We start from the raw sequence: 13,308 nt of genomic DNA, 5'->3' as shown, positions 1-13,308 counted from the left end.
GTCTTGAATGAGGTCAGAGGGTGCGGGCCGCTTCGTAACGCTCGATCGCCGGCGCTTGTTGCAGCAGGAAGCCGAGCTCGTCGACGCCATTCAGCAAGCACACGCGCGCGAAGCCTTCGATGGGGAATTTTGCGGTGGCGCCAGTGGGCAGGGTGAGTGTGGTCGTTTCCAGGTCGATCGTTACGTTGGCGCCCGGATTGTTCATCAGCCACTGATGTGTCTGCTCGTCGACGACGATGGGCAGCAGGCCGTTCTTCAGCGAGTTGTTACGGAAGATGTCGGCGATCTCGGTGCTGATGACCGCGCGGAAGCCGTAGTCGAGCAACGCCCAGGGCGCGTGCTCACGCGATGAGCCGCAACCGAAATTGCGGCCTGCGACCAGAATGGCGCAGCCGGCGACTTCGGGCTTGTTCAGGACGAAGTCGGCTTTCACAGCGCCGTTGGCGTCGTAACGCCAGTCGGAGAAGGCTTGTTTGCCCAGACCTTCGCGCGTCGTCGTGGTCAGAAAACGAGCCGGAATGATCTGGTCGGTGTCGATGTTCGTCACCGGAATGACGACAGTGCGAGACTCGATCGTGCGGATGGGTTGCATGGTCGGGCACTCAGTGAGGAAGGTAGGCGCGCGGGTCTGCGATCTTGCCGGCGATCGCGGCAGCCGCCGCAGTTGCCGGGCTTGCGAGCAGCGTGCGTGCGCCTGCGCCCTGGCGTCCTTCGAAATTACGATTGCTGGTGCTGACTGCATACTGCCCACGACCGGCGGTGTCGCCGTTCATGCCGATGCACATCGAGCAGCCGGATTCGCGCCACTCTGCACCAGCTTCGGTGAAGATCTTGTCGAGCCCCAAACGTTCGGCTTCGCGCTTCACTTGCTGCGAGCCGGGCACCACGAGCATACGAACGCCGCCTGCAACCTTGTGACCCTTCAGCACGCCCGCGGCCAGCTCGAGATCGGACAGGCGTCCATTCGTGCAGCTGCCGATGAACACGACCTGGATGGGCTTGCCCACCATGGTCTCGCCGCCGTGCAGGCCCATGTAGTTCAGCGCCTTCGCGTGTACCGGATCGTTGACGATGTCGGGCACCTTGCCGCTGATAGGGACGACCATGCCCGGATGAGTGCCGTAGCTGATCATGGGCTCGAGCTTGCTTGCGTCGATGCTGACGACGCGATCGAACTGCGCGCCCGGGTCGGTTTTCAATTCATGCCAGCGCGCGACGGCTTCGTCCCACGCTTTGCCTTGGGGTGCGAAGCGACGGCCTTTGAGATACGCGAACGTCGTTTCATCCGGTGCGATCATGCCGGCGCGTGCGCCGGCTTCGATGGACATGTTGCAAACGGTCATGCGCTCTTCCATCGATAGCGCTTCGATGGCCGAGCCGCGATATTCGATGACGTAACCGGTGCCGCCGGACACGCCGATCTCACCGATGATGGCGAGGATCAGATCTTTTGCGGTTACGCCGGGGCGCAGCTTGCCCGTGACTTCGATGGCGAGCGTCTTCGGACGGCGCTGTAACAAACATTGCGTCGCGAGCACGTGGCCCACTTCGGTGGTGCCGATGCCGAAGGCGAGGGCGCCGAATGCGCCATGCGTTGCGGTGTGGCTGTCGCCGCACACGATCGTCTTGCCCGGCTGAGTGGCGCCCAGTTCGGGACCGATGACGTGCACGATGCCGCGAGTGTCGCTGCCCAGTCCGTGCACCTCGATGCCGAACTCACGACAGTTCTTTTCGAACTCTTTCACCTGGCGTGCCGCCGATTCGACTTTGATCGGCACGCGGCCAAAGACCTCATCGGGATCGGTGGGCGTGGAGTGATCCATGGTCGCCAGCACGCGCTCGGGCCGACGCACTTTCAGGTTTTCGGCGCGCAGCACCGAGAACGCTTGCGGCGAGGTGACTTCGTGCACGAGGTGCAGGTCGATGTACAGCACCGCTGGCGTGTCGGCGCTCTCGGGCACGACCTGGTGCTGTTCCCAGACTTTTTCGAACAGGGTCTTGGCAGTCATGAGCTAGACCATTGAACAATGGCGAAGCTGCAAGGATGCCAGGGTAAGGCGGGCGCGGGGTTGACGATTGCCGAGGGGGGCATCGTCATCGGCGATGGAGCGCCGCCATTGCGGCGGCGCCCGTTGAATCAAACGCTTAGGTGCCTACGGCCTGCCTTTCGCCGTCCTCACACCGCTCCAGCCAGCCCCATTTATCCGCGGTTTTGCCCGTGAACAAGCCAAAGAATGCCGTCTGGATCGCCTCGGTGATCGGGCCGCGCTTGCCGGCGCCGACGGTGATCTTGTCCACCGAGCGTACCGGCGTGATTTCGGCCGCGGTGCCGGTCATGAAGATCTCGTCTGCGACGTACAGGAACTCACGTGGCAGCGGTTGTTCGCGTACTTCGAAACCATGCGCACGTGCCAGCGTGATGACCGTGTCGCGCGTGATGCCTTGGAGAATCGAGTTTGCCAGGCCCGGCGTATAGATCACGCCGTCACGAATCACGAAAAGATTCTCGCCAGCACCTTCGCTTACCGTGCCGTCGGTGCCCAGGCCGATGCCTTCGGCAAAGCCGAGCCGCTTCGCCTCCATGCTGATCAGCTGACTCGACAGGTAATTGCCGGCCGCCTTGCCGAGTGCGGGAATCGTGTTCGGCGCGAGGCGTTGCCACGACGACACCATCACATCGACGCCATTCTCCAGACCTTCGGAACCGAGGTACGAGCCCCATTCGAAGGCCGCGACCACAGTATCGATCGGCGGCGCAATCTTCGGCGCGACCCCGATTTCGCCGTAGCTGCGAAAGGCGAACGGCCGCAGGTAGGCACCCTTGGTGAGGCCGTTGACGTTGATGATCTCCTTGCACGCGGCGCTGATCTGATCCGGCGTGTAGGGAATCTCGATGGAATAAATCTTGGCCGAGTCGAACAGCCGGCGAGTGTGATCCTTCAGGCGAAAAATCACCGGGCCGTGCGGGGTCGGATAAGCGCGCTCGCCTTCGAATACCGTCGAGCCGTAATGCAGCGCGTGGGCCAGTACGTGTACCGTGGCTTTTTCCCAGGGCACGAGCTTGCCGTTGTACCAGATGTGCTTCGCTGCATTGATGGGCATGGTCAGGTTCTCCTGTGGCGAGGTCCGTAGCCGAAAGCGGCGCCTTCAGGCGCCGCTTTCGTCACAGACGTTTGAAAATTACGCTTTCTCTTCCTGCAACCAAGGCATGCGCTCGCGCAGCTTGGCGCCAACCTTCTCGATCTTGTGCGTGTAGTCCGCCTTCATGAGCTTGTTGTACTTCTTGCGGCCGCTCTTGTTCTCGGCGATCCACTGACGGGCGAATTTGCCGTCCTGGATCTCCTTGAGAATCTTCTTCATTTCCTTCTTGGTGGTCTTGTTGACCACGCGCGGGCCGCGGGTCAGATCGCCGTACTTGGCGGTTTCGGAGATGAACTGATGCATCTTGGTCAGGCCGCCTTCGTGCAGCAGGTCGACGATCAGCTTCAGCTCGTGCAAGCACTCGTAGTAGGCGACTTCAGGCTGATAGCCGGCTTCCACCAGCGTTTCGAAGCCTTTCACGACCAGCTCGGTCGCGCCGCCGCACAGCACCGCCTGCTCACCGAACAGATCGGTCTCGGTCTCTTCAGCAAACGTCGTGGTCAGCACGCCGCCGCGAGTACCGCCGATGCCGTCGGCGTAGGCGAGGGCGATCGCCTTGGCCTGCTTGTTCACGTCCTGATACACGGCCAGCAGCGACGGCACGCCGCGACCCTGCTGATACTGACGACGCACCAGGCCGCCCGGGCCCTTCGGCGCGATCAGCACCACGTTCAGGTCCTTGCGCGGCTTGATCTGCTTGAAATGGATGTTGAAACCATGGGCGAACAGGATGGTGGCGCCCTGTTTGATGTTGCCGATCACGTCCTTGTACAGATCTTTCTGGGTCAGGTCGGGGGTGAGGAACGCGATCAGATCGGCATTCTTCACGGCCTCGGTGGGCTCGGCGACTTCCAGGCCATCCTTCTTCGCCTTGGCGAAGCTTTCGCCGGACTTGCGCACGCCGACCACGACGTCATAGCCGCTGTCCTTCAGGTTGAGCGCATGCGCGCGGCCCTGGCTGCCATAGCCAAGAATGGCGATACGGGCCTTGGCCAAGGCCTTCTTGTTGACGTCCTTCTGCGAGTAGATCTGCGGCATTTTTGCTCTCTCCGAATAAAACAAGCTAACAAGCGTGTGTGTGTTGAAAGAAATCTGTATCTCAAAAACGAGCGAACCCCGCCTCGGGCTGGCCGGTGCGGGGTTCGTGTGGCGAATCTTATCCTGTGGTGATCAGACGCCGGTCCCGCACTCGGCCCGCTGCAGCAGGCCGGAGACGACTACACGCTCTACTACAATGATCGCGGCGATCATTGTGAGGCCGACGATCTCGGCGGGGGCGTGTGTGACGGCGGGCATGGCCTAACTTGTAACGACGGGTTGGCGGTTGGTACGTCTGAAGTGATGCGATAAAGCCTGCAAATGGCACCATACGGCTGCGTAACTTGTCAAGCTGCGCTACTCTTGTGAGCGCTGCGTCACGTTGTGACCAGCATCTGAACAAAGCAGTTACAGCTATCGACCCGGCGCCGTCGTGACCACACCATCCATTCCTTTGCACCTGCTCCACGAAGATGAGTTCGAGCAGTGGCGGACGGCTCAAGAGGAGCCGGTGCGCAACTGGGCCGCCACTCACGGCTTCAAAGCCGAACGAAACAAAGTACTGTTGCTACCGGGCCCGCAAGGGCGCCCGATCGCCGTAATTGTCGGCGCGGGCAAGCGCGATCCACGCGAAGAGCTGAGCTATTGGCTCGGTGCGGGTCTCGCCGACCGGCTGCCGGATGGTCAGTACCATCTGGCGGGCTCATTGCCCGCTCGTGCGGCGACTCAGTTCGCGGCTGGGTGGGCGTACGGGCAGTATCGTTTCGAGCGTTACAAGCGCAGCGGTCCGCAACGTTCGGTGCAGTTGCGGCTGCCCGAGGGTGCGGACGCCTCGGAGGTGGAAAGATTGAAAGCCGCGAGCTCGCTGGCGCGCGATCTCATCAATACCCCCGCCAACGACATGTCGCCGGAGGTGCTGGCGCAAGCGGCGCTGGACATTGCCCGTCGTTACGGGGCGCGTCATCGCGTCATCATCGGTGACGACTTGTTGAAAGAACGCTTGCCCACCGTGCACGCGGTCGGCCGGGCCGCCGCCGTCGCGCCGAGGCTCGTCGACATCGAATGGGGCGATGCCTCCAAGCCGAAAGTCACGTTGGTGGGCAAGGGCGTTTGTTTCGATACCGGCGGCCTCGATATCAAACCCGGCGCATCGATGTTGCTCATGAAAAAAGACATGGGCGGGGCCGCGGTGGCGTTGGCGCTCGCCCAGACCATCATGGATGCGAAGCTGCCGGTGCGCTTGCGCCTGATCCTGCCGATGGTCGAGAACTCGATCGCAGGTAACGCCTTTCGTCCCGGCGACGTACTGGGCACGCGTAAGGGCCTGACGGTGGAAGTCGGCAATACCGATGCCGAAGGACGTTTGATTCTGTGCGACGCCCTGGCGCTGGCCGACGAAGAGCAGCCGGACCTGCTGATCGACACGGCAACGTTGACGGGCGCAGCGCGGGTCGCGCTCGGTCCGGAGTTGCCTGCTTTGTTCAGCAACGATGACGGCGCGGCTGAGGAATTGTTACGCGCCGGCGCTGCCGAGTCCGATCCGCTGTGGCGCATGCCCTTGTGGACGGGTTACGACGATGAGTTATCGAGCAAAATTGCCGACGTGAACAACGTATCCAATTCGGGCTTCTCCGGCTCCATCATCGCAGGTCTGTTCCTGCGTCGCTTTGTGAGCAACGCCCGCACCTGGCTGCATCTGGATTTGTATGCATGGAATGGCAAGGAGCGCCCGGGCCGACCGGTGGGCGCGGAACCGCAGACGGTTCGCGCGTTATATGCATTCCTCAAACAGCGATATGTGCGTTGATTGATGGTTGCAAGTTCCACCCCCGACGTGGCTGACGCCGCGTCGATCGCGCCCCGACATCTGGTCCTGCTGGTTCTGATGAACCTGGTGTGGGGCTTGAATCTCATCGCCTCCAAGATTGGCGTTGCGCAGTTCCCGCCCATCCTGTTCACGGCGCTGCGCTTCGGATCCCTGGCCATCTTTCTGTTGCCATTGTTGAAAATCCATCGCGGCCAGATGGGCAATTTGTTCCTGGCTGCGATGTTGACCGGGCCGGCGGCGTTCTCGTTGCTGTTCCTGGGCGTGTATTACGCCGAAGATGCGGCGACCGTGGCGATCGCCAGTCAGATGGGCGTGCCGATTTCCACACTGCTGTCGATCTGGCTGCTCGGCGAGACCATTCGATGGCGTCGTACGCTGGGCATTACGCTCGCCTTCGGCGGCATGGTGATCATCAGCTTCGATCCACGTGTGTTTGCCTATTGGGAAGGCCTGGCGCTGGTGGTGGCATCGACGTTCTTCGCTTCGCTGGGTTTGATTTTCGTCAAGCGCCTGCACAACATCAAAGCGCTGGAATTGCAGTCGTGGATCGCGGTTGCGGGCGGTTCGACGCTGATGCTGTTGAGCCTGTTGTTCGAGCAAGGACAGTGGCAGGCGATTCAGGCGGCGGACTGGAAGGCATGGAGCGCACTGGCGTTTACGACCTTGATGTCCAGCTTGCTGGCGCACACGGCGTGGTACTACCTGGTCGGTAAATATCCGGTGACCAGCCTGTCGCCGATTACGTTGCTGTCGCCGCTGTTCGGTATTTTCTTCGGCGTAACGCTGCTGGACGATCAATTGACGAGCCGCATGTTGCTCGGGGGCGCCGTGACGTTGATCGGCGTGTTCATCGTCGTGCTGCGTGAGAAGAGGCTGGTCGATACGGGTACTTGAGCCGGCTATCGTCGGCGTCTGGGGTGCGTGTTCGTTCGACCGCTGGCAGGCTTCATAAAGGTCGCGATCTCGATTGCATCGACTGCTCGAGACTCGCCCGGGGCGAGTCCCTGCAATGTCCATGGGCCGACCGACCATCGGATCAAGCGCAGTGTCGGCAAGTTCACCGCCGCCGTCATGCGTCGCACCTGACGATTGCGGCCTTCGCGAATCGTCAGTTTCAGCCAGTTCGTTGGAATAGCCTTGCGAAATCGAATCGGCGGGTCGCGCGGCCAGAGCGACTCGGGTTCATCCATGCGCTCGGCTGCCGCCGGCAAAGTCATTCCATCATTCAGCTGCACGCCTCGACGCAGGCGGGCGAGGGCGTCATCGGTGATCTCGCCTTCGACCTGTACCAGGTAGGTCTTCTCCTGTTTCCAGCGCGGGTCGGCGAGCTTTGTTTGTAGCGGCCCGGAGTTGGTCAGCAACACCAGGCCTTCGCTGTCGTAATCGAGTCGCCCGGCGGGGCGCATTCCCGGCGCGTGTACGAAATCACGCAACGTGGCTTTGCCGTCCTCGCTCGTGAACTGAGTGAGCACGCGGAACGGTTTGTTGAGCAGCAGCAGGGCAGGCGAATCCATCGGACCCAATTCAATTCACATCAAATGTTCTGAGCGGTCGCAAGCACCAGATCCAGGAAGCGTTGCACGGCCGCGGCGTTTTCACCACGACGACAAGCGAGAATCAGCGGCGCCGTCAGTTGCGGCATGTCTTCGAGCTTGCGATAAACGATGCCATCCATCTGCAATCGCTGCAGCGATGCGGGCACGATCGACACGCCGATGCCCGAGGCCACCAGATTCAGCGTCGAAATGATTCGCGGCGCCTCTTGTCCGACGCGCGGGCTGAAGCCGGCGCTTTTGCACGCTGCGATGATGGTGTCATACAGGCCGGGGCCGCCGGGGCGCTTGTACAGCACGAATGTTTCTTTTGCGAGTTCGGACAGTGGCAGCAACACGCTGCGACTGAAGCTGCTGCGGCGCGCGAAGATGTGACCGGTCGGCAAGGCCACCAGCATTTTTTCTTCCAGCAACGGTTGCACGGTGAGCCCGACCACATCGGCGACCGGCGAGCGAATGAACGCTGCATCGATTTCTTCGTTGTGCAGTCCCTGCACCAACTCGCTGCTGCCGCTCTCCTCGAGCACCAACGACACCAGTGGTGCCGCTTCACGAAACGCTCGTAACACTCGGGGCACGAAGGGGTGGAAGGGGGCAGAGCTGGTGAAGCCCACGACCACTCGGCCTTCCTCGCCGCGGGCGGTTCGGCGGGTGGTGGCGACTGCTCGGTCGACCTGATCCAGGATGATCCGGGCTCGATCCAGGAAGGCCTGGCCGGCATCGGTCAATTCGACGCCGCGCGGCTGGCGGCGGAACAGCTGGGCGTCGAGCTCCTGTTCCAGGGCTCGGATCTGCATGGAGAGCGGCGGCTGCTGAATACCCAATCGTTCGGCCGCTCGGGTCATGTGCTTTTCTTCAGCTACAGCAATGAAGTAGCGCAAATGTCTCAGTTCCATGGTGAGATATGTACCAGATATCGGTTTCTAACTCACCATATATTTTACCCACAGACGGGAACTCGCTAAGGTGCATCCACTTTCGCAATGGGGAGCGGCAATGGCGACCAATCCAGCGGTGGATCCGAGCACCACGGGCATCGAAATCCGCGGGGCAATGCGCCCCGGGTATGAGTCCATTTTGACCCCCGCCGCCCTGGAGTTCGTCGCCGATCTGACCCGGCGCTTTGGCGATCGGGTGACGTCGTTGCTCGATGCCCGGGCTGCACGTCAGCGTGAGATCGATGCCGGTGCGTTGCCGGACTTCCTGCCCGAGACGCGCAGTGTTCGCGAGGGCAACTGGCGCGTGACGTCGATCCCGGCCGATCTGCAGGATCGCCGCGTCGAGATCACTGGCCCGACCGATCGGAAGATGATCATCAATGCGCTCAACTCGGGCGCCAAAGTGTTCATGGCCGATTGCGAAGACTCGATGACGCCGACCTGGGACAACGTCGTGCAAGGTCAGCTCAATCTGCGCGATGCCGTGAACCGCTCGATCTCGTTCACCAACCCGGACGGCAAGCAGTACCGCCTCAATCCGCAGATCGCGACGCTCATCGTGCGCCCGCGCGGCTGGCACCTGTTCGAGAAGCATATATATGTGGACGGTCGTCCTGCTCCCGGGGCCTGCGTCGATTTCGGTCTGTACTTGTTCCATAACCATGCGGCGTTGCGGGCGCACGGCACCGGCCCGTACTTCTATTTGCCCAAGCTCGAAAGTCATCTCGAAGCGCGTCTGTGGGCGGACGTGTTGCGCTACTCCGAAGACAAGCTTGGCCTGGCGTCGCAGACCATCAAGGTCACGGTGCTGATCGAAACCATTCTCGCGGCGTTCGAGATGGACGAGATCCTGTTCGAGCTGAAGGACTTCATCGTCGCGCTCAACTGCGGTCGCTGGGACTACATCTTCAGCTTCATCAAGAAGTTCGCGCGCCGGCCCGATTTCGTGCTGCCGGATCGTCAGCAGGTGACGATGACCACGCACTTCCTGCGCTCGTATTCGAAGCTCGTCATCCGCACCTGTCATCGTCGCGGTGCATTCGCGATGGGCGGGATGGCAGCGCAAATCCCGATCAAGAGCGATCCGCAGGCCAATGCAGAGGCACTCGCCAAAGTCCGCGCCGACAAAGAGCGCGAAGCTGGCGATGGCCACGACGGCACCTGGGTCGCGCATCCCGGTTTGGTGCCGGTGGCGATGGACGTGTTCGATCGCCTGATGCCGACGCCGAATCAGTTGCACAAGATTCCTGAGATCGACGTGACCGCGACGGATTTGTTGCAGATTCCGCAGGGCACGATCACCGAAGCCGGGTTACGCGGCAACGTGAGCGTGTCGATTCAATATCTCGCTGCATGGCTCGGGGGGTTGGGGTGTGTCCCCATCAATAACTTGATGGAAGACGCAGCGACTGCGGAAATTTCTCGTGCGCAGATCTGGCAATGGATCAAGCATCCGGGCGGCGTGCTCGAAGATGGCCGTAAGGTGACCGTCGAGCTGTGCCGTGCGATCACGCAAGAAGAGTTGGGGAAGTTGCGCGCAGCAGTAGGCGAAAAAGCGTTCGCGAGCGGCAACTTCGAGCGCGCTGCTGCGTTGATCGACCAGATCACGACCGCGCCCGAGTTCGAAACGTTCATCACTCTGCCGGCTTATGGGGTCATTCACTGATCGATTACTAATTTCGAGGTTCCTATGACACTCCCTTCCGCTGAAGAACTTCGTAAAGACTGGGAAACCAACCCGCGCTGGCAGGGCGTGGAACGGACATATCGGGCCGAGGATGTGGTGCGTCTGCGTGGCTCCGTGCACATCGAGCACTCGCTGGCTCGACTGGGCGCGGAAAAGCTGTGGAAGTACGTGAACGAAAAGCCGTTCGTCAACGCGCTCGGCGCGCTGACCGGCAATCAGGCCATGCAGCAGGTGAAGGCTGGCCTGGATGCGATCTATCTGTCGGGCTGGCAGGTCGCCGGCGATGCGAACCTCGCGGGCGAGATGTATCCCGACCAGTCGCTATATCCCGCCAACTCGGTGCCGCAGGTCGTCAAGCGCATCAACAACACGCTGGTGCGTGCCGACCAGATCACCACCGCCGAAGGCGACAGGTCCGTCGACTGGCTGAAGCCCATCGTCGCTGACGCCGAAGCCGGTTTCGGCGGCGTGCTCAATGCGTTCGAGCTGATGAAGGCCATGATCGAAGCGGGCGCCGCCGGCGTGCACTTCGAAGATCAGCTGTCGTCGGCGAAGAAGTGCGGCCACATGGGCGGCAAGGTGCTGGTGCCGACGTCCGAGGCGATCAGCAAATTGGTCTCGGCGCGTCTGGCTGCTGACACCGCTGGCGTGCCGACCGTGCTCGTCGCTCGTACCGATGCCGAGTCGGCGAACCTGCTGACGGCCGATGTGGATGAGCGCGATCGTCCTTTCATCAAGGGCAAAGAGCGCACCAGCGAAGGCTTCTTCTACGTGAACGCCGGTCTGGACCAGGCGATCGCTCGCGGCCTCGCGTATGCGCCTTACTGCGACATGATCTGGTGCGAGACCGGCAAGCCGGACCTGCACGATGCCAGGCTGTTCGCCGAAGCCATCCACAAGAAATTCCCGGGCAAGCTGCTGGCGTATAACTGCTCGCCGTCGTTCAACTGGAAGAAGAAGCTGGACGACGCCACGATCGCGAAGTTTCAGCGCGAGCTGGGCGCGATGGGCTACAAGTTCCAGTTCATCACGCTGGCCGGCTTCCATGCGCTGAACTACTCGATGTTCCAGCTCGCCAAGGGCTACAAGGCGACGCAGATGGCGGCGTACGTGCAGCTGCAGGAGCAGGAATTCGCCTCGGAGAAGGATGGCTACACTGCCACCAAGCACCAGCGCGAAGTCGGCGCCGGCTACTTCGACGATGTGACGCAGACGGTCACCGCCGGTCAGTCGTCAGTGACGGCGATGAAGGGCTCGACGGAAGAAGAGCAGTTCCACAAGGCGTCTTGATGATCCGATCCACTGCGGCTTCCCTCCCGCTCACGTGCCACAGCGAGGAGCAGGAAGTGGAGGGAAGCCTGCAGACCTTGTGAGTGTCGGATCGATTTACAAACAATCGATCCGATGTCGCATTTTGTAGTTGATCGTTCGATATATCAGTACACTCGCTCCTGCCTCGAACCTACGGATCAGGAGCGTTTGGATGAAGCGTACCAAAGCAGTTCTTGCCCGCGCGGCGCTGGCCGCCACTGTCGGCTTTGTCACTGGCGCGGCGAACGCGGTGCCGATCGTTTTCGATTTCACCGGCACGGTAACTGAGTCCTTCTTCACCGATTTCGGCAGCATCCAGAACTACGATCCGTCGATGCCTGGTCGAAGCGTGACCGGACGCATCACGGTGGAAACCGACCAGCTGCAGTTACAAGCCCATGTCTATCCGGGGCAGCGGTGGACAACGCTCAGCGAAACGGGTGGTGCCATCACCAGCGATCTGGTCATTGGCGGCGTGAGCTACGACGCCGGGGCATTTGCCCGCGCCACAGGCTATGTCGACGGTTTGGAATATCCCTCCGATCCGTTTCTCCGGTCCGACCGGGTTGGGGTCGCGGATGCCTCGACGCAGCTGTATTCGCAACCCGGCCAATACCTGTCCCGCCAGTTCGGGCTGTACTGGTCGGATCCCAACAACTCCGAGGATCTCATTGATCTTGCGAACGGCTTCGATCTGGTGAGTCTGTTGCCAGTGCTGGCGACGCTGGCGCCCTTCGGCTACTACCAAGAACAGACCAGGCAATGTTTCAACGCCGATGCGTGCGTGACGCTCGGTACCAACTTCACGAGCTTCTCCATCGATTCGCTCGCTATCTCGACGGGCAACGTCCCTGAGCCGAGCACACTCGCGCTCTTCGGCGTTGGGTTGCTGGGCAGCGCCGTGGCTCGTCGCCGTAAGCGCCAATAGCCCAGGCGACCGCTCGCTGGGTGGGCCAAGTACAATGGGCGGATGAGCAAGTCCTCCGCCCGCAAATCTCCCGCAAAGACCGCTAAAACCTCGGCCAAACGCGCCGAGCCGATCTCCATTCCCCGTACCCACAAGAGCGCGCCGCTCAAGCAGCTCGCGCTGACCGACGACAAGCCGAGCAATGGCCTGTGGCCTTCAGACGGCGTGGTTTTCGACCGCACTTGCACCGATTGTCCGCGCCTCGCCGCGTTTCTGGAGGAGGGGCGCAAGCAGTATCCCGATTACTACTGCGCACCCGTCGCGCCCTTCGGCGATCGCAAGGCGCACCTGATCATCATCGGCCTCGCGCCTGGCTTTCACGGTGCAAATGCGACTGGGCGGCCGTTCACGGGTGACTATGCGGGGGTGTTGCTGTACCAAACGCTGTACAAGTTCGGCTTCGCCAACAAGCCGGAATCCATTCATCGCAACGATGGTCTGAAGCTCATCAACGCGCGCATCAGCAACGCCGTGAAGTGCGTGCCGCCGGACAACAAGCCGCTGCCGGTCGAGATCACCACCTGCAATCACTACCTGCAAGCTGAGCTTGCAGTGGCACCGAAGAACGTCGTCCTGTTGGCGCTAGGCTCGATCGGACACAACGCGGTCCTGCGCACGCTCGGGTTGAAGGCCGGGAGCTATAAGTTTGGCCATGGCGCCGAGTTCAAGCTGCCGGGAGGGCAGTGGCTGATCGATTCGTATCACTGCAGCCGCTACAACACGAACACGCGGCGGCTGACGGAGGAGATGTTCGAGGCGGTGTTTGCTCGGGCCAAGGCGCTCATTGAATCTGCGCCCGGAAATACCTGACCAGCGCTGGCCGGCTTCATCCTCTAAAATGACGC

The 13,308-nt window shown here is 61.5% G+C and carries 12 protein-coding genes; 6 read left to right on the top strand and 6 right to left on the bottom strand.

Going from position 1 to position 13,308, the window contains the following annotated elements; genetic code table 11:
- Positions 1–13: 13 nt before the first annotated feature.
- The 4 genes from leuD to ilvC form a co-directional block, all read right to left on the bottom strand.
- A complete protein-coding gene (gene leuD / locus D0550_RS28925; RefSeq protein WP_116812671.1) occupies positions 14–592 on the bottom strand; it encodes a 3-isopropylmalate dehydratase small subunit in 579 nt (192 codons plus the stop codon).
- Between the two features lie 10 nt (positions 593–602).
- The gene (gene leuC, locus D0550_RS28920; RefSeq protein ID WP_116812670.1) at positions 603–2,009 is read right to left on the bottom strand and encodes a 3-isopropylmalate dehydratase large subunit; all 1,407 of its coding nucleotides are present in this window, start codon (positions 2,007–2,009) and stop codon (positions 603–605) included.
- 136 nt (positions 2,010–2,145) lie between these two features.
- Entirely contained in the window at positions 2,146–3,108 is a 963-nt protein-coding gene (locus D0550_RS28915; protein WP_414717352.1) for a branched-chain amino acid transaminase, read from the bottom strand.
- A 72-nt stretch (positions 3,109–3,180) separates the two neighbouring features.
- Positions 3,181–4,179: a ketol-acid reductoisomerase gene (ilvC, locus tag D0550_RS28910; RefSeq protein ID WP_116812668.1), complete on the bottom strand. Its 999-nt coding sequence runs from the start codon at positions 4,177–4,179 to the stop codon at positions 3,181–3,183.
- 433 nt (positions 4,180–4,612) lie between these two features.
- On the opposite strand from ilvC, the gene D0550_RS28905 reads away from it, so the two are divergent.
- Together D0550_RS28905 and D0550_RS28900 are read left to right on the top strand one after the other, a co-directional pair.
- Entirely contained in the window at positions 4,613–5,986 is a 1,374-nt protein-coding gene (locus D0550_RS28905) for a leucyl aminopeptidase family protein (RefSeq protein ID WP_116812667.1), read from the top strand.
- A gap of 3 nt (positions 5,987–5,989) precedes the next feature.
- A complete protein-coding gene (locus tag D0550_RS28900; RefSeq protein WP_116812666.1) occupies positions 5,990–6,901 on the top strand; it encodes a DMT family transporter in 912 nt (303 codons plus the stop codon).
- A 5-nt stretch (positions 6,902–6,906) separates the two neighbouring features.
- Here the strand turns inward: D0550_RS28900 and D0550_RS28895 are convergent, their stop codons facing one another.
- The gene (locus D0550_RS28895; RefSeq protein WP_116812665.1) at positions 6,907–7,521 is read right to left on the bottom strand and encodes a pseudouridine synthase; all 615 of its coding nucleotides are present in this window, start codon (positions 7,519–7,521) and stop codon (positions 6,907–6,909) included.
- 20 nt (positions 7,522–7,541) lie between these two features.
- Complete coding sequence (locus D0550_RS28890; RefSeq protein ID WP_116812664.1) at positions 7,542–8,456, bottom strand: LysR family transcriptional regulator; 915 nt, start codon at positions 8,454–8,456, stop codon at positions 7,542–7,544.
- A gap of 100 nt (positions 8,457–8,556) precedes the next feature.
- On the opposite strand from D0550_RS28890, the gene aceB reads away from it, so the two are divergent.
- From aceB to D0550_RS28870, 4 genes are all read left to right on the top strand, one after another.
- Positions 8,557–10,164 (top strand): malate synthase A, encoded by a 1,608-nt coding sequence (gene aceB / locus D0550_RS28885; protein WP_116812663.1) that lies wholly within the window; start codon positions 8,557–8,559, stop codon positions 10,162–10,164.
- 24 nt (positions 10,165–10,188) lie between these two features.
- A complete protein-coding gene (aceA, locus tag D0550_RS28880) occupies positions 10,189–11,475 on the top strand; it encodes an isocitrate lyase (RefSeq protein ID WP_116812662.1) in 1,287 nt (428 codons plus the stop codon).
- A 193-nt stretch (positions 11,476–11,668) separates the two neighbouring features.
- The gene (locus tag D0550_RS28875; RefSeq protein WP_116812661.1) at positions 11,669–12,424 is read left to right on the top strand and encodes a PEP-CTERM sorting domain-containing protein; all 756 of its coding nucleotides are present in this window, start codon (positions 11,669–11,671) and stop codon (positions 12,422–12,424) included.
- Positions 12,425–12,610: 186 nt separating this feature from the next.
- Positions 12,611–13,273: a uracil-DNA glycosylase gene (locus tag D0550_RS28870; RefSeq protein WP_414717351.1), complete on the top strand. Its 663-nt coding sequence runs from the start codon at positions 12,611–12,613 to the stop codon at positions 13,271–13,273.
- Positions 13,274–13,308 lie beyond the last annotated feature (35 nt).

The sequence above is a fragment of the Steroidobacter cummioxidans genome (assembly GCF_003104955.1).
The sequence above is the reverse complement of the archived record's forward strand: the minus strand, read 5'-3'. Positions and strand labels throughout refer to the sequence as shown.

Coding starts and splice junctions, on each gene's coding strand:
- leuD (WP_116812671.1), bottom strand. CDS start 592: ATGCAACCCATCCGCACGATCGAGTCTCGCACTGTCGTCATTCCGGTG.
- leuC (WP_116812670.1), bottom strand. CDS start 2,009: ATGACTGCCAAGACCCTGTTCGAAAAAGTCTGGGAACAGCACCAGGTC.
- ilvC (WP_116812668.1), bottom strand. CDS start 4,179: ATGCCGCAGATCTACTCGCAGAAGGACGTCAACAAGAAGGCCTTGGCC.
- D0550_RS28900 (WP_116812666.1), top strand. CDS start 5,990: ATGGTTGCAAGTTCCACCCCCGACGTGGCTGACGCCGCGTCGATCGCG.
- D0550_RS28895 (WP_116812665.1), bottom strand. CDS start 7,521: ATGGATTCGCCTGCCCTGCTGCTGCTCAACAAACCGTTCCGCGTGCTC.
- D0550_RS28890 (WP_116812664.1), bottom strand. CDS start 8,456: ATGGAACTGAGACATTTGCGCTACTTCATTGCTGTAGCTGAAGAAAAG.
- aceB (WP_116812663.1), top strand. CDS start 8,557: ATGGCGACCAATCCAGCGGTGGATCCGAGCACCACGGGCATCGAAATC.
- aceA (WP_116812662.1), top strand. CDS start 10,189: ATGACACTCCCTTCCGCTGAAGAACTTCGTAAAGACTGGGAAACCAAC.
- D0550_RS28875 (WP_116812661.1), top strand. CDS start 11,669: ATGAAGCGTACCAAAGCAGTTCTTGCCCGCGCGGCGCTGGCCGCCACT.